This window comes from Streptomyces sp. NPDC060002, from assembly GCF_042737245.1.
Classification (GTDB): domain Bacteria; phylum Actinomycetota; class Actinomycetes; order Streptomycetales; family Streptomycetaceae; genus Streptomyces.
In genome coordinates this window covers 1-20296 of the sequence record NZ_JBHWUW010000046.1, presented here as the reverse complement: position 1 = coordinate 20296, position 20296 = coordinate 1, and the positions used below count along the sequence as shown (strand labels likewise).

23 protein-coding genes and 1 tRNA gene are annotated in these 20296 nt (G+C 69.1%); 10 read left to right on the top strand and 14 right to left on the bottom strand.

The genetic code is table 11. From position 1 onward, the window contains the following. Positions 1 to 108 precede the first annotated feature (108 nt). A complete protein-coding gene (locus ACFWBD_RS31150) occupies positions 109 to 438 on the bottom strand; it encodes a DUF3618 domain-containing protein (protein ID WP_385674043.1) in 330 nt (109 codons plus the stop codon). 94 nt (positions 439 to 532) lie between these two features. Between ACFWBD_RS31150 and bcp the strand changes: the two genes are divergently transcribed. Continuing rightward, complete coding sequence (bcp, locus tag ACFWBD_RS31145; RefSeq protein ID WP_385674040.1) at positions 533 to 1000, top strand: thioredoxin-dependent thiol peroxidase; 468 nt, start codon at positions 533 to 535, stop codon at positions 998 to 1000. A gap of 445 nt (positions 1001 to 1445) precedes the next feature. Continuing rightward, positions 1446 to 1528, top strand: a tRNA-Leu gene (locus tag ACFWBD_RS31140). A 65-nt stretch (positions 1529 to 1593) separates the two neighbouring features. On the opposite strand, the gene rdgB is transcribed toward ACFWBD_RS31140, so the two are convergent. The 4 genes from rdgB to ACFWBD_RS31120 all read right to left on the bottom strand — a co-directional run bounded on the left by rdgB (position 1594) and on the right by ACFWBD_RS31120 (position 3859). Next, the gene (rdgB, locus tag ACFWBD_RS31135) at positions 1594 to 2196 is read right to left on the bottom strand and encodes an RdgB/HAM1 family non-canonical purine NTP pyrophosphatase (protein ID WP_385674037.1); all 603 of its coding nucleotides are present in this window, start codon (positions 2194 to 2196) and stop codon (positions 1594 to 1596) included. Positions 2197 to 2239: 43 nt separating this feature from the next. Then, a complete protein-coding gene (locus ACFWBD_RS31130) occupies positions 2240 to 2656 on the bottom strand; it encodes a hypothetical protein (RefSeq protein ID WP_385674034.1) in 417 nt (138 codons plus the stop codon). A gap of 111 nt (positions 2657 to 2767) precedes the next feature. Beyond that, a complete protein-coding gene (gene rph, locus ACFWBD_RS31125; protein WP_385674031.1) occupies positions 2768 to 3505 on the bottom strand; it encodes a ribonuclease PH in 738 nt (245 codons plus the stop codon). 120 nt (positions 3506 to 3625) lie between these two features. Continuing rightward, a complete protein-coding gene (locus ACFWBD_RS31120) occupies positions 3626 to 3859 on the bottom strand; it encodes a glucose PTS transporter subunit EIIB (RefSeq protein ID WP_020132213.1) in 234 nt (77 codons plus the stop codon). Positions 3860 to 4044: 185 nt separating this feature from the next. Between ACFWBD_RS31120 and ACFWBD_RS31115 the strand changes: the two genes are divergently transcribed. Both ACFWBD_RS31115 and ACFWBD_RS31110 read left to right on the top strand, forming a co-directional pair. Beyond that, entirely contained in the window at positions 4045 to 5343 is a 1299-nt protein-coding gene (locus ACFWBD_RS31115; protein WP_385674028.1) for a PTS transporter subunit EIIC, read from the top strand. 169 nt (positions 5344 to 5512) lie between these two features. Next, positions 5513 to 6766 carry a PTS transporter subunit EIIC gene (locus ACFWBD_RS31110; RefSeq protein WP_385674025.1) on the top strand — a complete coding sequence of 418 codons (1254 nt, stop codon included), beginning with the start codon at positions 5513 to 5515 and terminating at the stop codon, positions 6764 to 6766. A 100-nt stretch (positions 6767 to 6866) separates the two neighbouring features. Here ACFWBD_RS31110 and ACFWBD_RS31105 read toward each other — a convergent pair whose 3' ends face one another. Next, positions 6867 to 7619, bottom strand: coding sequence for an MBL fold metallo-hydrolase (locus tag ACFWBD_RS31105; RefSeq protein WP_385674022.1), 753 nt, complete (start codon positions 7617 to 7619; stop codon positions 6867 to 6869). Positions 7620 to 7879: 260 nt separating this feature from the next. On the opposite strand from ACFWBD_RS31105, the gene ACFWBD_RS31100 reads away from it, so the two are divergent. Continuing rightward, positions 7880 to 8386 carry a type II toxin-antitoxin system PemK/MazF family toxin gene (locus ACFWBD_RS31100; protein ID WP_385674019.1) on the top strand — a complete coding sequence of 169 codons (507 nt, stop codon included), beginning with the start codon at positions 7880 to 7882 and terminating at the stop codon, positions 8384 to 8386. A gap of 4 nt (positions 8387 to 8390) precedes the next feature. Here the strand turns inward: ACFWBD_RS31100 and ACFWBD_RS31095 are convergent, their stop codons facing one another. The 6 genes from ACFWBD_RS31095 to ACFWBD_RS31070 form a co-directional block, all read right to left on the bottom strand. Then, positions 8391 to 9341 carry a PLP-dependent cysteine synthase family protein gene (locus tag ACFWBD_RS31095; protein ID WP_385674016.1) on the bottom strand — a complete coding sequence of 317 codons (951 nt, stop codon included), beginning with the start codon at positions 9339 to 9341 and terminating at the stop codon, positions 8391 to 8393. A gap of 16 nt (positions 9342 to 9357) precedes the next feature. Then, positions 9358 to 9636 carry a MoaD/ThiS family protein gene (locus ACFWBD_RS31090; RefSeq protein ID WP_351764367.1) on the bottom strand — a complete coding sequence of 93 codons (279 nt, stop codon included), beginning with the start codon at positions 9634 to 9636 and terminating at the stop codon, positions 9358 to 9360. 124 nt (positions 9637 to 9760) lie between these two features. Next, a complete protein-coding gene (locus ACFWBD_RS31085; RefSeq protein WP_385674013.1) occupies positions 9761 to 9856 on the bottom strand; it encodes a putative leader peptide in 96 nt (31 codons plus the stop codon). Between the two features lie 92 nt (positions 9857 to 9948). Next, complete coding sequence (locus ACFWBD_RS31080; RefSeq protein ID WP_385674010.1) at positions 9949 to 11037, bottom strand: LacI family DNA-binding transcriptional regulator; 1089 nt, start codon at positions 11035 to 11037, stop codon at positions 9949 to 9951. A gap of 81 nt (positions 11038 to 11118) precedes the next feature. Further along, the gene (locus ACFWBD_RS31075; protein ID WP_385674007.1) at positions 11119 to 11703 is read right to left on the bottom strand and encodes a nicotinamidase; all 585 of its coding nucleotides are present in this window, start codon (positions 11701 to 11703) and stop codon (positions 11119 to 11121) included. Between the two features lie 97 nt (positions 11704 to 11800). Next, positions 11801 to 13198, bottom strand: coding sequence for a nicotinate phosphoribosyltransferase (locus ACFWBD_RS31070; RefSeq protein ID WP_385674004.1), 1398 nt, complete (start codon positions 13196 to 13198; stop codon positions 11801 to 11803). 57 nt (positions 13199 to 13255) lie between these two features. Here ACFWBD_RS31070 and clpS point away from each other — a divergent pair, with 57 nt between their 5' ends. The 4 genes from clpS (at position 13256) to ACFWBD_RS31050 (ending at position 16554) form a co-directional block, all read left to right on the top strand. Next, positions 13256 to 13573, top strand: a complete 318-nt coding sequence (gene clpS / locus ACFWBD_RS31065) for an ATP-dependent Clp protease adapter ClpS (protein WP_351764433.1) — start codon at positions 13256 to 13258, stop codon at positions 13571 to 13573. 11 nt (positions 13574 to 13584) lie between these two features. Further along, positions 13585 to 14193, top strand: coding sequence for a DUF2017 domain-containing protein (locus ACFWBD_RS31060; RefSeq protein WP_351764363.1), 609 nt, complete (start codon positions 13585 to 13587; stop codon positions 14191 to 14193). Between the two features lie 360 nt (positions 14194 to 14553). After that, complete coding sequence (locus ACFWBD_RS31055) at positions 14554 to 15987, top strand: amino acid permease (protein ID WP_385674000.1); 1434 nt, start codon at positions 14554 to 14556, stop codon at positions 15985 to 15987. Between the two features lie 144 nt (positions 15988 to 16131). After that, complete coding sequence (locus tag ACFWBD_RS31050; RefSeq protein ID WP_351764361.1) at positions 16132 to 16554, top strand: M67 family metallopeptidase; 423 nt, start codon at positions 16132 to 16134, stop codon at positions 16552 to 16554. Positions 16555 to 16656: 102 nt separating this feature from the next. Here the strand turns inward: ACFWBD_RS31050 and ACFWBD_RS31045 are convergent, their stop codons facing one another. Further along, positions 16657 to 17010: a hypothetical protein gene (locus ACFWBD_RS31045; RefSeq protein WP_385673997.1), complete on the bottom strand. Its 354-nt coding sequence runs from the start codon at positions 17008 to 17010 to the stop codon at positions 16657 to 16659. Between the two features lie 168 nt (positions 17011 to 17178). After that, complete coding sequence (locus tag ACFWBD_RS31040) at positions 17179 to 19527, bottom strand: immune inhibitor A domain-containing protein (RefSeq protein ID WP_385673994.1); 2349 nt, start codon at positions 19525 to 19527, stop codon at positions 17179 to 17181. 368 nt (positions 19528 to 19895) lie between these two features. Here ACFWBD_RS31040 and ACFWBD_RS31035 point away from each other — a divergent pair, with 368 nt between their 5' ends. Beyond that, positions 19896 to 20258: a hypothetical protein gene (locus ACFWBD_RS31035; protein ID WP_385673991.1), complete on the top strand. Its 363-nt coding sequence runs from the start codon at positions 19896 to 19898 to the stop codon at positions 20256 to 20258. Positions 20259 to 20296: the final 38 nt, after the last annotated feature.

The window sequence follows — 20296 nt, the reverse complement described above, 5'->3', positions numbered from 1 at the left end:
CGTGGTACTCAGGTCGTCTCTCTTGGCGCTCACACCACTGAACCTACCTGCCCGAAGCAGATCCGTACGCGAGTGGGGCCCCGGGGAGCACCCGGGCAGGCACGGCGGTCAGCGCTTGCGGCGCAGCCCGCTGAACGCGAGCAGCCCCACGACGCCGACGACCACGAGCGCCACCGGCACGACCCGCTCCAGCCGGGGCGCGCCCTCCTCGTCCACGAACTGTGCCCGCACCTCGCTCACGGCGCGGTTGACCTGGACGTAGGCCCTCCCGAGCGTGTGATCGACGTTGGCGACGACCTTGGCCTTGGCGTCCCCGACGATGGTCTTCGGGTGCACCCGCACCCCGATCTCGTCCAGCGTCTCCGCCAGCACCTCGCGGCGGGCCCTGATGTCCGCCTCGATCTGCGCCGGGGTTCTGGTGTCCGACGTCTCCGCCACGGTAAGGCCTCCGAAGTCAGCTGTTTCCTGTTCTGGACAGTCTGTCAGCTCTGCCCGCCGCCGCACTGTCAGGACCCCCGGTTACGCTGGCCCGATGAGCGAGCGACTCCAGCCCGGGGACGTGGCCCCCGCCTTCACCCTCCCCGACGCCGACGGCAACCAGGTGTCCTTGTCGGACCACAAGGGCCGCAAGGTCATCGTCTACTTCTACCCCGCCGCGCTTACCCCCGGCTGCACGAAGCAGGCCTGCGACTTCACGGACAACCTGGAACTCCTGGCCGGCGCCGGGTACGACGTCATCGGCATCTCCCCCGACAGCCCCGAGAAGCTGGGCAGGTTCCGCGACAAGGAGTCCCTGAAGGTCACCCTCCTGGCCGACCCCGAGAAGGCCGTCACCGAGGCCTATGCCGCGTACGGCGAGAAGAAGAACTACGGCAAGACCTACATGGGCGTCATCCGCTCCACGATCGTGGTCGACGAGTCCGGCAAGGTCGAACAAGCCCTGTACAACGTCCGGGCCACCGGCCACGTAGCCAAGATCATCAAGGACCTGGGCATCTGAGCCCCTTTTCTGCCGGCGAGCGGCCCGCGTCGGAACCTCCCGACACGGGCCGCTCCACGTTCCGGGCGTGACTGTCCGATAAGCGGTTCGTCACTCCGTACGAGACCACGAACGGGTGGTCGGTGACGGATGGGGTCTGGACGTGCGGGGCGCAGCCGAACGCTCGGACGCATACGGCAAGGAACGGCTCAGTGGCGTGGCACGAGCCCTGGGTGTTCCCGACGACAGCCGATCCCGGGCGACGCTGAGCCGCATGTCTCCCTGCGGGTCGACCATGTCACCGGCAACTGGCGGGACAATCGCGAAGAGAACCTGCGCGGCCCGTGCCCCAACTGCCATGCGCCGGCGCAGACGTGGTGTCGACAGGAAGACAGGACGCCGCTCGCCGGACAGCCGCGGATCCCCGTACACTTGCAGGCACCCGTCGCTCGACGACGGGCGGCCAGCGGCCTTGGCGGAACGGCAGACGCCTCGCGTTTAGGGCGCGATGGGAGCAATCCCGTGAGGGTTCGAATCCCTCAGGCCGCACTTGCCTTCACTTGCAAGGTCCGGCGTGCGACTTCCGCAATCCGGACCTTGCTGGTGGGCAGTCCTCAGCCCAGCAACTCCCGTACCACCGGCACCAGCCCCCGGAATGCCTTGCCGCGGTGGCTGATTGCGTTCTTCTCCGCTGCCGTCAGTTCCGCGCAGGTGCGGGACTCGTCGTCCGGCTGGAGGATCGGGTCGTAGCCGAACCCGTTCGTGCCGGCCGGGGTGCGGCGCAGGGTGCCGGTGAGGCGGCCTTCGACGACGCGTTCCGTGCCGTCCGGGAGGGCCAGAGCCGCCGCGCAGGCGAAGTGGGCGCCCCGGTGTTCGTCGGCGATGTCCGAGAGCTGGGCCAGGAGCAGGTCCAGGTTGGCCCGGTCGTCGCCGTGTCTGCCCGACCAGCGGGCCGAGAAGATGCCCGGGGCGCCGTTGAGCACGTCGACGCAGAGGCCCGAGTCGTCGGCGACGGCCGGGAGGCCCGTCGCCTGCGCGAGGGCGTGGGCCTTCAGCAGGGCGTTCTCGGCGAAGGTGACGCCGGTTTCCCTGACGTCGGGGATGTCGGGGTAGGCGTCCGCGCCGACGAGGTCGTGGGGCAGGCCTGCGTCGGCGAGGATCGACCTCAGTTCGGTGATCTTTCCGGCGTTGCGGGTGGCGAGGATCAGGCGGGTCATGCGCCCAGTATCCCCAGTTCCGCCGCCCCGGTTCTGTCGGGTCCTACGGGGTGCAGACCTTCGTCAGTTCGCCCGCCGCGTCCGTGACCGGGCTGAGGTCGGGCGTGTTGTCGCCGTTCTCGACGGCTGTGCGGACGTTGGCGACGGCAGCCTGGAGGTCGTCGACCGCCTTGTTGACGTCGGTGTTGTCCGTCTTGTCGCCTATCTTGTCGAGGTTGTTCTCGATGGAGGTCAGCGACTCCTCCGTCTGCGTGGGGTCGTTCGTGGCGTTCTCCACGGCCTGCTGGAGGTCGGTGACGCTGTCGGCGATGGAGTCGGCGGTCTGGACGCAGTCCAGGGCCTTGTTGACTGCGTCGCAGCCGGTCGCCGTCAGTCCCACGGTGAGGGCGACGGCCGCCGCGGCGGTGACTATGACGGTACGACGACGCTTCTGTGGGCGTCGGCTCGCGGCCGTGGACATAAGTGTGTTCCTCCCCTTGCCAGGCCCAGGAGGCCCCCGTTGGTGTACTGACCAAGACGCCTCGGCGGGCGGACCGGTTGCTCTCGCCCGCCGCTCCTCTTGGTGTTCCCTTTACTTTTCGAGGACCGTATCAAGTGCCGTGCGCTGGAGGACAGTCAGTTCCGTGCAGCCCAGAACGGCGAGGTCCAGAAGGGAGTTGAGTTCCTCGCGGGCGAACGGCTCGGCCTCGGCGGTGCCTTGGACCTCGACGAAGCGGCCGTCGCCGGTGCAGACGACGTTCATGTCGGTCTCGGCGCGGACGTCTTCCTCGTAGCGGAGGTCCAGCAGGGGCACCCCTCCCACGATGCCGACCGAGACCGCGCTCACCGTGCCGGTGAGGGGCTGGCGGCCGGCCTTGATGAGCTTGCGGCCCTGGGCCCATGTGATGGCGTCCGCCAACGCGACGTAGGCGCCGGTGATGGCCGCGGTGCGCGTGCCGCCGTCGGCCTGGAGGACGTCGCAGTCGAGGACGATGGTGTTCTCGCCCAGTGCCTTGTAGTCGATGACCGCGCGCAGGGAGCGGCCGATGAGGCGGGAGATCTCGTGCGTGCGGCCGCCGATCTTGCCGCGGACGGACTCGCGGTCGCCGCGGGTGTTGGTGGCGCGGGGGAGCATGGAGTACTCCGCGGTGACCCAGCCCTCGCCGCTGCCCTTGCGCCAGCGGGGGACGCCTTCGGTGACGGAGGCGGTGCAGAAGACCTTCGTGTCGCCGAAGGAGACGAGGACGGAGCCCTCGGCGTGCTTGCTCCAGCCGCGTTCGATGGTGACGGGGCGGAGCTGTTCGGGGGTGCGGCCGTCGATTCGAGACATGGCGCTGAGCCTAGCCGTACCTGCGGAAGGGCTCCTCCCACGGCGCTGGGAGGAGCCCTCAAGAGTGAGCGCTCACGGATAACCGCTCGGCAGTGAGCCCTCGGGAGTGAGCGCGTCAACTCACATCATGTCTTCGATCTCCGCGGCGATGGGGTCGGCGTCGGTGCCGATGACGACCTGGATGGCGGTGCCCATCTTGACGACGCCGTGGGCGCCGGCGGCCTTCAGGGCGGCTTCGTCGACGAGCGAGGCGTCGTTGACCTCGGTGCGCAGCCGGGTGATGCAGCCTTCGATCTCTTCGATGTTGTCGAGGCCGCCGAGTCCGGCGACGATCTTCTCAGCCTTGGTGGCCATGTTCCGTCTCCCTGAATTCCCTGATGCGAACCGCGATGTGAACCGCTTTGTCGCAGTAACCCACAGTTGGCCCAACTTCGCGAGCGATTGTGCCGGGTGTACCGAAGGATGACGTCAGTGATGACGTCGCAGCAACCCAATCGTCCGTAGCTGGTCTACACCACCTGACAGGCGGTCGCCAAACGATGAGTGCCGAGAGCGCCGAGACAAAGATCAGCCCCGCACGCCGGCGCTGGCACACCGCGTTCCAGGGCCTCCAGAAGATGGGGCGCAGTCTTCAGCTGCCGATCGCGGTGCTGCCGGCCGCGGGCATCCTCAACAGGCTCGGCCAGCCTGATGTGTTCGGGGACGACGGGCTCGGCTGGACGAACGTGGCGAAGGTGATGGCGGGCGCGGGCGCGGCGCTGCTCGACGGTTCCCTCGGACTGCCGCTGCTGTTCTGCATCGGTGTGGCCATCGGCATGGCGAAGAAGTCGGACGGTTCCACGGCGCTGGCGGCGGTGGCGGGATTCCTCGTCTACTACAACGTGTTGCGGCAGTTCCCGGAGGACTGCGGGCCGGGTTCGAAGGTGATCCCGAACATCGGGTGCCAGGCGACGGACAACACGGTGGGGGCGTTCGCATACCAGAATCCGGGGGTGTTCGGCGGGATCGTCATCGGGTTGCTGACGGCGTTCTTCTGGCAGCGGTACCACCGCACGAAGCTGGTGGACTGGCTGGGCTTCTTCAACGGGCGGCGGCTGGTGCCGATCATCATGGCGTTCGTCGCGATCGCGTTCGCAGCGTTGTGTCTGTGGGTCTGGCCGCCGATCGGCGACGCCCTGGAGAGCTTCAGCGACTGGCTCGACGGGCTGGACGCGTGGGGTGCGGGCATCTTCGGTGTCGCGAACCGGGCGTTGCTGGTGATCGGTCTGCATCAGTTCCTGAACGTGCCCATCTGGTTCCAGTTCGGCAGTTTCACGAAGCCGGACGGCACGGTGGTGCACGGTGACATCAACATGTTCCTGGCGGGCGACCCGGACGCGGGTCAGTTCACCTCGGGTTTCTTCCCGATCATGATGTTCGCGCTGCCCGCGGCGGCGCTCGCCATCACGCACTGCGCGAGGCCGTCCCGCCGCAAGGAGGTCGGCGGTCTGATGCTCTCCGTGGCGCTGACCTCGTTCGTCACGGGTATCACCGAGCCGATCGAGTACTCGTTCCTGTTCGTCGCACCCCTGCTGTACGCGGTGCACGCGGTGCTGACGGGGGCGTCGATGGCGGTGACGTGGGGGCTGGGCGTGCACGACGGTTTCAGTTTCTCGGCCGGGCTCATCGACTACGTCATCAACTGGAACCTGGCGACGCGGCCGTGGGCGATCGTCCCGATCGGCCTGTGCTTCGCCGTCCTCTACTACGCGATCTTCCGTTTCGCGATCACGAAGTTCGATCTGAAGACCCCCGGGCGCGAGCCGGAGGAGGAGCGGGAGGACGTCACGAAGGCGTAGTGGGGCGGTTGCCGAGGCGGTTGCCGGGGCGGTTGTCGGGCGACAGCCGGACGTAGCTGAGCGTAATACCACGATTACGGGAATCGTGGGTTCCTTACGCCACCTTCATCGTGCTACAACATGGTCTACACCACTGAGTGGTGTAGACCACCACCGATGGAGGAAGTCCATGAGCACCGCCACCGCGCCCCCGGCGGCCCCCGCGAAGAAGCGGGGGTCCGGCCTGTTGCAGGGTCTCCAGAAGGTCGGCCGCAGCCTTCAGCTCCCGATCGCCGTGCTGCCGGCGGCGGGCCTCATAGTCCGACTCGGTCAACCCGACGTCTTCGGGGCAGACGGCCTGGGCTGGGACAAGGTCGCCTCTGTCTTCAGCAACGCGGGCGGCGCCATCACCGGCAACCTGCCGATGCTCTTCTGCATCGGTGTGGCCATCGGCTTTGCCAAGAAGTCCGACGGATCGACCGCCCTCGCCGCGCTGGTGGGCTTCCTGGTCTACAGCAAGGTCCTTGAGTCCTTCCCGGTGACCGAGGCCAAGGTGACCGAAGGCGCGGACATAGCCGCGAGTTACAACAACCCCGGGGTGCTCGGCGGCATCATCATGGGTCTGCTCGCCGCGGTCTTCTGGCAGAAGTTCCACCGTACGAAGCTGGTCGACTGGCTGGGCTTCTTCAACGGCCGCCGGCTCGTTCCGATCATCATGGCCTTCGTCGGCATCGTCGTCGGTGTCTTCTTCGGGCTGGTCTGGGAGCCCATCGGCGAGGGCATCGGAAACTTCGGCGAGTGGATGACCGGCCTGGGTTCCTTCGGTGCCGCCCTCTTCGGTCTCATCAACCGTGCGCTGATCCCCGTCGGCATGCACCAGTTCGTGAACACGGTGGCCTGGTTCCAGCTCGGTGAGTTCAAGGACGCGGCGGGTCAGGTCTTCACCGGTGACTACAACCGCTTCCTGCACGGGGACCCGACCGCCGGAATGTTCATGTCCGGCTTCTTCCCGATCATGATGTTCGGCCTCCCGGCCGCCGCCCTGGCCATCGCACACACCGCTCGCCCCGAGCGCCGCAAGGCCGTGATGGGCATGATGGTCTCGCTCGCCCTGACCTCGTTCGTGACCGGCGTGACCGAGCCGATCGAGTTCTCGTTCATGTTCATCGCCCCGCTGCTCTACGTGATCCACGCGGTGCTGACCGCCGTCTCCATGGCGGTCACATGGGGGCTGGGAGTCCACGACGGCTTCAACTTCTCCGCGGGCTTCATCGACTACGCCCTCAACTGGAACCTCGCCACCAAGCCCTGGCTGATCATCCCCATCGGCCTGGTCTTCGCCGCGATCTACTACGCCACGTTCCGCTTCGCCATCATCAGGTGGAACCTCCCCACCCCGGGCCGTGAGCCCGAGGAGGAGGTCGAGGACCTCACCAAGGCGTAGGCACGCAGCACGCCCGTGCAGGACATGCGAAGGCCCCCGGAGCCCTGAACCGCCCTGAACCGCTCCGGGGGCCTTCTGCGCCTTCTGCGTCGCACGGGGTCTAGATCTCGTACGTCAGCCTCGGCGCGGCCAGTTCCACCGGGCCGTCGAACACCGCGCGGGCGTCCGCCAGGTTGACCCGGGGGTCCGTCCACGGCGGGATGTGGGTCAGCACGAGCTTCCTCGCGCCCGCCCTGCTCGCCGTCTCGCCGGCTTCGCGGCCGTTGAGGTGCAGGTCGGGGATGCTCTCCTTGCCGTGCGTGAAAGCGGCCTCGCACAGGAAGAGGTCGGTGTCGCGGGCGAGTTCGTCCAGCGCGGGGCTGATGCCGGTGTCGCCGGAGTAGGTCAGCGACCTGCCGCCGTGTTCGACGCGGATGCCGTACGCCTCCACCGGGTGCGCCACTCGTTCGGTGTGCACGGTGAACGGGCCGATGTCGAAGGTGGACGGCTTGACCGTGTGGAAGTCGAAGACCTCGCTCATCGAGGAGGCCGACGGGGTGTCGGCGTAGGCCGTGGTCAGGCGGTGCTCCGTGCCCTCCGGGCCGTAGACCGGGATGGGGTCGCAGCGGCCGCCGTCGTGCCGGTAGTAGCGCGCGACGAAGTAGGCGCACATGTCGATGCAGTGGTCGGCGTGCAGATGACTCAGGAAGATCGCGTCGAGGTCGTAGAGACCGCAGTGGCGCTGCAGCTCGCCCAGGGCGCCGTTGCCCATGTCGAGAAGCAGCCGGAAGCCGTCGGCCTCGAGGAGGTAGCTCGAGCAGGCCGATTCCGCGGACGGGAACGACCCCGAGCAGCCGACGACGGTGAGCTTCATGAAGGCGAAACCTCCGCTGGCGGGAAACCGAGAAGTACCGGGTGAGGTCCGGGGGACGGATCGTGGAACGAATGATCGTTAAATGGGGCGACGGGGGTCGTGCGGTGCGTCGAGCGTAAGGCGCAAAACCCCGGGTCGCTCCTCCGCCAGGGGCCGTTGTGGGCGAACTCACCTGTGGTGTCACCGGTTCGGCTGGACCGGGGGCAAGTGAAGTGGGGATGGGGCGCGCGGGGGCGTGCACGCGCCGGTAACGTCGTCGTATGGACACGTCCTGGTGGCTCGCGCTCGCGGCGGTGATACTGCTCGCGCTGGTCGCGACGCTCGTGGACGGCTGGGGGCGGGGGCGACGGCCCCAGCGGCGCGGAACCCGGCCGCCGGGCCGGGCGACGGGCCGGAAGACCGGTCGGCAGACGGGCCGGCCTTCGGGCCGGTCGACCCGGGGCCGCGGCATCGCCGACCGTCCCCAGCCCGCGGAGATCTGGTGGGCGGACGTGCCCTTCGAGGACGGCCCTGGAGCGAAGGACCGGCCGTGTCTGGTGCTCATGGTGCGCGGTGACCGCGCCACCGTCGCGAAGATCACCAGCAAGTACCACGACGAGCGGGCCGGCGTGATCCCGCTGCCGCCGGGTGCCGTGGGGGACGCGCAGGGGCGGCCGAGTTTCCTGGAGACGGACGAGTTGCGCCAGATCCGGATGAGCGACTTCCGGCGCAGGGTGGGTGTGGTGGACCCGGTCCTGTGGGACCAGGTCCGTCACCTGGCTACCTGAAACCCTACGCCCAGAGCTGGCCCTGGAGGGTCTCGATCGCTTCCTCCGTGGTGGCCGCGGTGTAGACGCCCGTCGACAGGTACTTCCAGCCGCCGTCCGCCACGACGAACGCGATGTCGGCGCTCTCCCCCGCCTTCAGCGCCTTGTTGCCGACGCCGATCGCCGCGTGCAGGGCGGCTCCGGTGGAGACGCCCGCGAAGATGCCCTCCTGCTGGAGGAGTTCCCGGGTGCGGGTCACGGCGTCCGCCGAGCCGACCGAGAAGCGGGTGGTGAGGACGGAGGCGTCGTACAGCTCGGGTACGAAGCCCTCGTCCAGGTTGCGCAGGCCGTAGACCAGGTCGTCGTAGCGCGGCTCGGCGGCGACGATCTTCACGTCCGGCTTGTTCTCGCGGAGGAACCGGCCGACGCCCATCAGCGTGCCCGTCGTGCCGAGACCGGCGACGAAGTGGGTGATGGACGGGAGGTCCGCGAGGATCTCGGGGCCGGTGGTGGCGTAGTGGGCGCCGGCGTTGTCGGGGTTGCCGTACTGGTAGAGCATCACCCAGTCGGGGTGCTCGGCGGCGAGCTCCTTGGCGACGCGGACCGCGGTGTTGGAGCCGCCCGCGGCCGGGGAGGGGACGATCTCGGCGCCCCACATGGCGAGCAGTTCCCGGCGCTCCTGCGAGGTGTTCTCGGGCATCACGCAGACCATGCGGTAGCCCTTGAGCCTGGCCGCCATGGCGAGGGAGATGCCGGTGTTGCCGCTCGTCGGTTCCAGGATGGTGCAGCCGGGGGTGAGGCGGCCGTCCTTCTCCGCCTGCTCGACCATGTGCAGGGCGGGGCGGTCCTTGACCGAGCCGGTGGGGTTGCGGTCCTCGAGCTTCGCCCAGATGCGGACGTCGGCGGACGGCGAGAGCCGCGGCAGGCGCACCAGAGGGGTGTTGCCCACCGCGGCCAGCGGGGAGTCGTAACGCATGGGGGTCGGCGGCCGATCAGGCCATGCCGCCGGCCACGGCCGGCAGGATGGTCACGGTGTCGCCGTCGGTCAGCTTGGTGTCGATGCCATCGACGAAGCGGACGTCCTCGTCGTTCAGGTACACGTTGACGAAGCGGCGCAGCTTTCCGTCGTCCACGATGCGGGCGTGGATGCCCGCGTGCCGGGTCTCGAGGTCGGTGAACAGGCCGGCGAGGGTGTCACCGGTGCCCTCCACCGCCTTCTGACCGTCGGTGTACTGGCGGAGGATGGTGGGGATGCGGACCTCGATGGCCATGGCTCAGGGCTCCTGTCGGAAGGTGTGGGCAGCGCGGGTTCGTGCGTGTGGCTCCCCCACGCTCGGCTGCGCTCGCGCGGGTGGTACCCCCATCGGCTCACGGCCGTACGGCGGCGGGTGTGCGTCAACAGATGGCGCTGGCGAGCCTGCACAGGTCGACGTGCAGCCGCGCCACGAGCAGTGCGCCCGGCGTCCTCTCGCTCACGTCGTTCAGAACCATGGGCTCATCGTATCGATTCCCGGTCCGGCTTCTGGAATGTGATCCCACATCGCGGACGGTATGGGGCCGGGGAGTGAGATCTCGCCGCTCCGTCAGGCCGACGCGCGGCGTACCAGGCGGGTGGGGACGATCACGGAGGGTCCGTCCGGTGAGCCGTCCGATGAGTCGTCCGGTCTGCCGTCCGGTGACATGTCCGGCGCGTCTTCCCGGGCGAGCAGCAGCCGAGCCATCAGCCGGCCCATCTCCTCGATGTCCTGGTGGACGGTGGTGAGCGGCGGGTCGGTCGTCTCGGCGATGGAGGTGAGGTCGTCGAAGCCGACGACGGCCACGTCCTCGGGGACCCTGCGGCCGCGCTCCCGCAGGGTCTGGAGGGCGCCGGACGCCATGAGGTCGGAGGCGACGAACACGGCGTCGAGGTCGGGGTGGCGGTCCAGCAGCGCGGCCATGCCGTCGGCGCCGCCCTGCCGGGTGTAGTCGGCCCGCTCGACGAGGTGCGGCGTCACGGGGTCACGCAGGACGTCCCGGTACCCGGCGAGCCGGTCCGCGGCGGAGTTCTCCTGGTCGTAGGGCCCGGCGACGGTCGCGATCCGCCGGCGCCCGAGGGAGACCAGGTGCTGGACGGCCAGCCGGGCGCCGCCCCGGTTGTCGCCGTCGACATGGGCCTGGCCGGGCCGTACGGGGTCGCCGTCGCGCAGCAGCGGGCGGCCGCCGAACACGGCCGGGAGGCCGAGCCGGTCGATGATCTCGGCCAGCCGGTCGCCGGGGCGCAGGGAGAACAGGATCGCGCCGTCGACGTGGCCGCCGCCGAGGTAGTCGGCCACGCGCGTGTAGTCGTCGGGCTCCTCCAGGAACAGCAGGACGGCCTGGGCGCCGTGGAGCGCGAGTTCGCGGCGGATGCCGCGCAGGAGGAGGTCGAAGAAGGGGTCGATGAAGAGCCGGTTCTCGGGCTGGGCGGCGACCACGGCGACGGCGTCGGTGCGGTGGGTGACGAGTTGCCGGGCCCCCTGGTTGGGGACGTACCCCAGCTCGGAGATCACCTGACGGACCCGGTCGACGACCTCAGCCCGTACCCGGGCCTCCCCGTTGATCACCCGGGACACGGTCGACTTCGAGACTCCCGACTGCCGGGCGACGTCTTCGAGCGTGGGCCGCCGTACGTGCGAGCGTTGCGTCAACACCATCTCCGTTGGGGCGAGTTGTGCGTACACCTTACGGAAACGGTAACCGGCGGGCGGCGGGTGGCGCCGGGACCGGGGCCTGTCCTACACGACCGGCTTCCCTGTCAGTTCCACGCCAGCCGCGCGCAGTTCCTCCAGAGCCCGGTCGGTGCTCTCCTTGGCCACGCCGGCGGTGAGGTCCAGCAGGACCTGGGTGCGGAAGCCCTCGCGGGCGGCGTCCAGGGCGGTGGCGCGTACGCAGTGGTCGGTCGCGATGCCGACGACGTCCACCTCGTCGATCTGGCGGTCCCGCAGCCAGTCGCCCAGGCCGGCGCCGTTCTCGTCGGCGCCCTCGAAGCCGCTGTACGCGGCCGCGTAGGCGCCCTTGTCGAAGACGGCGTCGATGGCGCCGGAGGCGACGGCGGGCGCGAAGTTGGGGTGGAAGCCGACGCCCTCCGTGCCCGCCACGCAGTGCGCGGGCCAGGAGTGCACGTAGTCGGGGTTGTCGGCGAAGTGACCGCCGGGCGCGATGTGGTGGTCGCGGGTGGCCACCACATGCCGGTATCCGGCGGGCGCCTGCCCGATCAGCTCGGTGATGGCGGCGGCCACATCGGCGCCACCGGTCACCGCGAGGCTGCCTCCCTCGCAGAAGTCGTTCTGCACGTCTACGACGATCAAGGCGCGGCGCATGGTCGGTGTCCTTCGACTGAGGGTGAAGTAATTGAGCCTAGAGACTTTGTCGGCCCCGCGGGAGGGGGCGTCGCCCGGTATGCGCCGGGCACACGCCCTAGTTACCCGACAGGCCCTGTACATACTCCGTGGGAATGACGGGTTCCCCGCGCGACAGCTGGTTCGCGGAGAGGGGCAGGCCGGCGCGGGCCGCGGCGTGGCGGTCGCGGGCGGTGTCCAGGGGCTCGCGGCCGAGGACCTCGCCGCCCTTGACCAGCTGGACGAGCAGCTGGTGGTCGGCCAGTCCGGCGGGGACGGCCCCGGTGCCGACGACCTCGGCCTCGGCCACCCCGTACGCGTCGGGCCGGCGCGCCGCCCATTTGCGGCCGCCGATGGAGGTCTTGCCGCCGGAGGACTTCTTCGCCACCGGCACCAAGGGATCCTGCGGGTCGGCGGATCCCGCGCGGGCGACCAGTTTGTAGACCATCGAGCAGGTCGGGTGCCCGGAACCGGTCACCAGCTGGGTGCCGACGCCGTACGCGTCGACGGGGGCCGCGGCCAGCGAGGCGATGGCGTACTCGTCGAGGTCGGAGGTGACGACGATCCGGGTGTTCGTCGCGCCGAGCTCGTCGAGCTGCTGGCGCACCCGGTGGGCCACGAGGAGCAGGTCGCCTGAGTCGATGCGGACCGCGCCGAGCTCGGGGCCGGCGACCTCGACGGCCGTCCGGACGGCCTCGGCGACGTCGTACGTGTCCACGAGCAGGGTGGTGCCCCGGCCGAGCGAGTCGACCTGGGCCTGGAAGGCGTCGCGCTCGCTGTCGTGGAGGAGGGTGAAGGCGTGGGCGCTGGTGCCCACCGTGGGGATGCCGTAGCGGAAGCCGGCGGCCAGGTCGGAGGTGGTGGCGAAGCCGCCGACGTAGGCGGCGCGGGCGGCGGCGACCGCGGCCAGTTCGTGGGTGCGGCGGGCGCCCATCTCGATCAGGGGGCGCTCACCCGCGGCGGAGGACATCCGGGAGGCGGCGGCCGCGATCGCGGAGTCGTGGTTGAGGATGGAGAGGATCACGGTCTCGAGGAGCACGCACTCGGCGAAGGAGCCCTCGACCCGCATGATCGGCGAGCCCGGGAAGTAGACCTCGCCCTCCGGGTAGCCCCAGATGTCACCCGAGAAGCGGTATCCGGCGAGCCGGTCGAGGGTCTCCTCGTCGACGATGTTCCGCTCCCGGAGGAAGCCGAGGACGTCGGCGTCGAAGCGGAGGTTCTCGACGGCGTCCAGGACCCGCCCGGTGCCCGCGACGACGCCGTAGCGCCGGCCGTCCGGCAACCGCCGGGTGAAGACCTCGAACACGCTGCGCCGTTCGGCCGTGCCCGCTTTCAGGGCGGCCTGGAGCATCGTCAGTTCGTACTGGTCCGTGAAGAGCGCCGTCGACGGGACGCCCACCCGGCGCCCACCACCACCCTCCTGACGATGCGCTTCGCGCCCTTCTTCTTCCGGCAGCCCAAGGTCCGCTGTGTTCATGGCAATGGATCGTACTCCCTTTTCGTCGGTGTGACGATTTCCCGGATGCGTGGCAGCATTGGGCTTGTGACGTCACCCGCTCCCCTTGAGATCGAACGCACCGAGTCGGCGGAGGAGGTCTTCGCCGTACCCGAGCCGGACGTCCCGTGGGTCACGATCGTCCACAACGACCCGGTCAACCTCATGAGCTACGTGACGTACGTCTTCCAGTCGTACTTCGGGTACACCAAGGACAAGGCCACCAAGCTCATGATGGACGTCCACCACAAGGGCCGGGCGGTCGTCTCCAGCGGCTCGCGCGAGGAGATGGAACGCGACGTGCAGGCCATGCACGGTTACGGCCTGTGGGCCACCCTCCAGCAGGACCGGAAGTAGCCTGCCCTCCTATGCCTGGACACTTCGAACCGCTCCCCGGCGGCGGCGCGGCCGTCGCACTCGACGACGTCGAGATCTCCATCATCCGGTCGCTGGCCGTGCAGCTCCTGGAGCTCATCGGCCCCGGCCCCGCCGAGGACGCCCCCGACGACCCGCTCGCCGAACTCTTCGCCGAGGGACCGAGCGAGCCCCCCGCCGACCCGGTGCTGCGCCGCCTCTTCCCGGACGCCTACACCGACCCGGAGGGCACCCCGGGGCCCGCGCGGGCGGACGAGCAGAAGGCGCACTCCGCCGAGTTCCGCCGCTACACCGAGAACGACCTGCGGGCCGGCAAGCGCGAGAACGCCCTCGCGGTGGTCCGCTCGCTGGACGCGCTGGCCTCCGAGGCGGCCGGTGCGGGCGGGGCGGTGCTGAAGCTGACGCCGCAGGAGTCCCAGCAGTGGCTCCGCGCGCTGAACGACCTGCGGCTCGCGATCGGCTCCCGCCTGGAGATCACCGACGAGGACGACACCGACCTCCTCTACCGGCTGCCGGACGAGGACCCGCGCAAGCCGATGGTGATGGCGTACCTGTGGCTGGGCGGCCTCCAGGAGACGCTCGTGACGACTCTTCTGCCGTAGCCCTTCCACGCAGCCCTTCCGCATAGCTCTTATGCGGTGGTTCGTGCGCATTCTTGTTCGCTCAGAGGACGCTCAAATCCGGATAACGATCGCATCAACGCGACGGCCGGGAGTGTCCTCTTTGTGTCTCGTTCATCCGCTTCTTCTTGTGTCGTGCGCCACAGACCGCTCGGCTGATCAATATTGCGGGCGTGATAAATCTTCACGACCGCCCGGCGAACACCACCCGAATGTTCGGCCGGGTGCGCCACCGAGCCGGTTGATCGCCGGCCAGGCATCGCTCCATCAATCCGGGGGGATCGAAACCCGATCCGAGGCCGACGAGAGGCCCGGTTCGGCATGGAGAAAGGCGCACCACACATGACCTCTGAGAAGGTCACTGACACCACTGTCACTGACACTCCCGAAGAGGGGTACGAGCGCGGACTCGGCAGCCGCCAGGTCCAGATGATCGCGATCGGCGGCGCCATCGGCGTCGGGCTCTTCCTGGGCGCCGGGGCGAACATCGCCAAGGCCGGTCCCAGTCTCATCCTGATGTACGCCGTCGCGGGCGGGATCATCTTCTTCATCATGCGGGCGCTGGGCGAGCTGCTGCTCTACCGCCCGGTCTCGGGCTCCTTCGCGGAGTACTCGCGCGAGTTCCTCGGCCCGTTCTTCGGCTACTTCACCGGCTGGACGTACTGGCTGATGTGGGTCGTCACCGGTATGGCCGAGCTCACGGCCGCCGCGATCTACGTCAACTACTGGTTCCCGGCCGTCCCCCAGTGGGTGACCGCACTGGTCTTCCTGGTGATCCTCTTCGGGGTCAACCTGATCTCCGTGAAGCTCTTCGGTGAGCTGGAGTTCTGGTTCTCGATGGTGAAGGTCACCGCGCTCATCGGCATGATCGTCATCGGCCTCGGCGTCCTCACGTTCGGCTTCAGCAGCGCCGGCGACACAGCCGCGGTCTCCAACCTGTGGGCCTTCGACGGCTTCTTCCCCAAGGGCGTCGGCTCGTCCCTGATGACCCTCCAGGGCGTCATGTTCGCCTACCTCGCGGTCGAGCTGGTCGGCGTCACGGCGGGCGAGTCGCAGGACCCGGAGAAGACGCTCCCGAAGGCGATCAACACCCTGCCGTGGCGCATCGCGCTGTTCTACGTCGGCGCGCTCACGGTCATCCTCTGCGTCGTGAAGTGGACGGAGTTCGCGCCGGGCGTGAGCCCGTTCGTCGAGGCGTTCGCGAAGATCGGCATCCCGGCGGGCGCCGGCATCGTGAACTTCGTCGTGCTGACGGCGGCCCTGTCCTCCTGCAACTCGGGCATGTACTCCACGGGCCGCATGCTGCGGAACCTGGCCGACAGCGGCGAGGCCCCCGCGGTCTTCCGGAAGCTGTCGTCGACCAAGACCCCCGCCTTCGGCATCACGGTCTCGGTCCTCTTCATGGGCATCGGCGTGATCCTGAACTACGTCGTCCCGGAGAAGGCCTTCGGCTACGTCACCTCGGTGGCCACCGCGGCCGGCATCTGGACCTGGCTGATGATCCTGATCAGTCACGTCCTCTACCGCCGCGCGGTCGTCGCGGGCCGGCTGCCCGCCTCGTCCTTCCCGGCCCCGGGCGGCTCGGCGTTCAGCTGGGTGGCCATCGTCTTCCTGCTCTTCGTCACCGGCCTGATCGCGTACGACGCCGACTCCCGGGTCTGCCTGTACGTGATGGCGGGCTGGGCGGTCGCGCTCGGCATCGGCTGGGCGGTCCTGAAGGGCCGCAACCCGGAGATCACCGCCCGGCGCGAGCCGGAGTTCGAGAAGGTCGGCTGACCGACCCGTCGACCATCCCCGGGACGTCCGGCCGCAGGGAGCACTCGTGGCGCCCCCTGCGGCAGCCGCTCAGGACGTCCGCGATGTGGGCCGTTCCGTACCACCCACCGGTACGGGGCGGCCCCTTTGCTTATCCTGGCGACCATGCTGACCATCACCCAGGCCCTGCACGACCAGATCGTCGCCCACGCGCGCAAGGACCACCCCGACGAGGCGTGCGGCGTGGTCGCGGGCCCGGCGGGCTCGGACCGCCCGGAGCGCTTCATCCCGATGCTGAACGCGGCCATGTCACCCACGTTCTACGAGTTCGACTCGGGCGACCTGTTCAAGCTCTACCGCGAGCTGGACGACCGCGACGAGGATCCGGTGATCATCTACCACTCCCACACGGCCACGGAGGCGTACCCGTCCCGCACGGACATCTCGTACGCGAACGAGCCCGGCGCGCACTACGTGCTGGTGTCGACGGCGGACACGGACGGCGGGGGCGAGTTCCAGTTCCGCTCGTTCCGCATCGTGGACGCGGTGGTCACGGAGGAGGACGTGCGGGTGGTCGAGGCGTACTGAGGCGCCGTCCGCGCCCACACGACCGGCGCGCGCACGCCTACGCCCACGCCCACGCCCAGCCGCCGTCGGGCCGCCGCCGCCCCGCCGCGCGCCGCGCTCCGCCTACGCCGCCGCGCCCCGCAGCAGCGACCGGATGGGGCGCCACAGCTCCGGTACGACCACGACGCCGATCGGGACACCGTTGTCAGGGGCCGTGCGCCAGATCAGGCCTTCCGGGTGGTGGAGCACCGCCGTGACCTCGTCCGGGGTGGGCGGTGCCGCGTTGCCGCGCAGGTAGACCGCGCGCAGGCCGAGATTGCGGAGCCTGGTCAGGGCCCGTGCCCGGTTGTGGGCGTGGACCAGCACGCGGACGTCCGCGGAGGGGCCCGGCAGGCCCTCCCGGGCGGTGGGGCTGGGCAGGTTCAGCGCCACCACCACCATGCCGTCGGGCAGCTTGCAGAAGCCTCCTGCGGCCATGCGGTCACACCCCCGTGCGAGTCGGTATAGAGGTCGTCGCCGAGGTCGCTCTCGAGGTCGGCGTCACTGTCGGTGTCAATAAGAAGGGCACAGGAGGCACCTAAACACGATCGGCGACAACCCGCCAGGGGTTGCCGCCGATACGCGTCTGACCTGCCGAAACGTCGACTACTTGGTCGACGGGCCGATCTTCACCTTGATCGTCGAGCCGCTGAGGGGCTCGTTGACGATCTTGATCGAGGTGTTGGTGTCAGTGACCTTGACGCCCGCGAGCGGGGTCGCCGCGTCGTAGTACGTCGACTTGCCGTCGTCGAAGACCGGGACACCCGGACGCGACTTGATCTTGACCGCGACGTCCGCCCTGTGCAGCGTGATCGCGTCGGTGCGGTACTGGCTGAAGGGCGAGTCGAAGCTCTGCAGACGGGCGTTCATCACGGAGCCGTCGGCCCACTTCAGCGCGGTCGGGTGCGAGTCGACCGGGAGGATCAGGCCCTCACCCGGGTGCTGGCTGGTGTTGTCGTCCGCCTGCGAGGTGTCCCACTTCCAGATCAGCAGACCGTTCTGGTACGCGTAGTGCTCCACCCAGTCCGGACGGGTCGTCGAGAAGCCGAAGTTGTACGGGCCGACCTTGAGGGTCTTGTCGTACGACACGTACTGGCGGTTCTCGGCGATGTAGTACTGGGCGTAGTCGTCCGTGATGGACGCGCCGATGCGGGAGAAGCCGGTCGCCGTCCAAGCCGCGTCCGCGGTCTCCGCGTTGTCGGCGAAGAGCGTGGCGCCGTCCGCCGTGACCGTGATCTCGTCGGCCGCGAAGCCCTTCTGGGCCACGCCGCCGTCGGTGGCGTAGCGGAAGCGGACGCTGATCTTCTGGCCCGCGTAGGCGTTCAGCGGGAAGGTCAGCTTCTGGTAGGCGTCGACCGTGCCGGTGAGGGCGGGCTTGCCGCTGCCGTCGCGCGGGACGGCGCTGCCGTCGGCCAGAGTGCCGTCGACCGGCGTCCAGTTGGCGCCGTCGGTGGAGACCTCGGTGTACAGGTAGTCGTAGTCCTGCTCGATGTCCCACCAGCCGTCCAGGGACAGCGAGGCCGACGTCCTGCCGGTCAGGTCGACCGCGCGGGTCAGGGTGTTGCGCAGGTCGTCACCGCTGCCGCTCCACCACTGCGTGGCGCCCTCGGCCGGGGCGACCACCTCTGTGGTGACCTCCTTCTCCGGCAACTGGACCACGAGGGCCTGGGCGTTCTTGGTGTTGTACTCCGCGACGCCGAGTGTGTGGGTGGACTTCACGCCCGCCTTGGCGACGTCGTAGTCCAGCCAGCCCAGCTGGAGCTTGTCCCAGGCGTTCATGTCGCCGGGAAGGTTGCCGATGGCCTCCTTGCCGGTGCCGAGCCAGGAACCGGAGGACATCAGGGTCCAGAAGCCGGTGGAGTTCTCGCCCCCGCCGGAGGTGTCGTACTCGTCCGGCAGACCGAGGTCGTGGCCGTACTCGTGCGCGTAGACGCCGAGTCCGCCGTTCTCCGGCTGGATGGTGTAGTCGCCGATCCAGATGCCGGTGTCGCCGACCTGGGTGCCGCCGAGCTTGTTGGTGTCCGGGCCGGTGGAGCCTGCGTCGGTGCCGAAGGCGTACCAGCGGTGGGCCCAGATGGCGTCCGCGCCCTGGGCGCCGCCGCCCGCGGACTCGTCCTCGCCGGCGTGCACGATCTGGAAGTGGTCGATGTAGCCGTCGGACTCGTTGAAGTCGCCGTCGCCGTCGTAGTCGTAGCGGTCCCACTGGTCGAACCCGGCCAGCTCCGCCTTGATCTCGGCGGCGGTGGCGCCGGCCGCCGCACGCTCGGCGACCCACGCGTTCACGCCGTCCTGGACCGCGTACCAGGCGCCGGTGGAGGCGTTGTTGGAGCCGTACCGGGCCTCGTTGTAGGGGACCTTGACCCAGTCGGTCACCTCGCCCTCGACCGAGTAGCGGCCCGAGGACTGCTTCTCGTAGTACTTCTTCAGCGACTCGGTGTTCTTGCCGGTGCCGAAGTACAGCTCCTGGAAGTGCTTCTGGTTGTAGTCCGCCTGCCAGGCGGTGGAGTTGTCCTTGCTGCGGTCCGGCGCGGCTATCTGGTTGTGCAGCGGGCCGGCCGTGCCGCCGTAGCGGCTGTCGACCTGGTCACCGAACTCGACGAGGATCGTGAAGATCTTGTCGGTCTTCTCGCGGCCGAGCTCGACGTACTTGCTGTCGCCCTTACGGCTCTTGAGCTGGACGACCTTCGAGCCGTCCCGGTCCTTGACCGACGCCTCGCCGGATATGACCTGCTTGAGAGCCTCCTCGCGCTGCGCCTCCTGGGTCTTGCTGAGCGGGCCGTCGAAGTCGTGCTCCTTGGCCTTGGCCGGCTGCGGGTCCTGCCGGTCCACCGCCGGGGCCTTCGCCGAGGTGTTGTCGGCGGCCTGTGCCACGGCGAACGTCGAGAAGGTCGCCGAGGCCGCCGCAAGGGCGACGACCGTGGCGGCCGTCCTGAACGTCCAGGATCTACTGGTCACTTGAAGTCCTCCCACGCACGCGTCCGGACGCGCGGAAAGGGGGGATCCCTGTCAAGGAAGGTCCGCGCGCTGTTATACGCGTGTAGTCAAGTGACGCTATTTGACTACTGGTTTACGAGAAAAGACAGACCTTGACTTGGACAAGTCAACTGCATTATTGGGAGCGCGTGTTCGCATTGCGGACATGTGACTGTAACGTGGCGGAGGCCGTGACAGGCGCGCGGGACAGTCCACTTGATGGACGTCATGACTCCGTGCGCCCCCTGTGCACCGGCACCGTGGGTTAGGTCACGCTTACCGCTGGTCCCGCTCGGGCATGCAGGCGAATAGAGTCGAGACCGCCCCCGCTTCCGAGGACACCGATTGCCATGCCTCGTCCGACTGTCGCACAGCTCACGTACGGTTCCTGCACCGTCATCTGCTCGACGCTCGCCATGCTGCTGCTGTCACAGACGAGTTCGGGCCCCGGCATCGCGGTCGTCGTCGTCGCCGCGGTCGCGCTCGGCGTGCTCGTCGCCATGACGGTGCCGGTACCGAAGCCGTCGCGTGCCCCCGTGGCCCGCTCCACGCCCCGTTCCGTGATCCGCCCCGCGGCCCGCTCCACGGTGAGCGTGCCCGCGAGCCGGCCCATGCCCGTCACCGTGCCCGCCGCACGCGCCCCCCTGCACGCGACGGTCCCGGCTTCGGTCGCCTCGGCACCCGAACCCGTCCGGGAGCCCACGGCCCCCTGACACACACGCGCAGGACGGAGGGCCCACGCCTCGTGGCC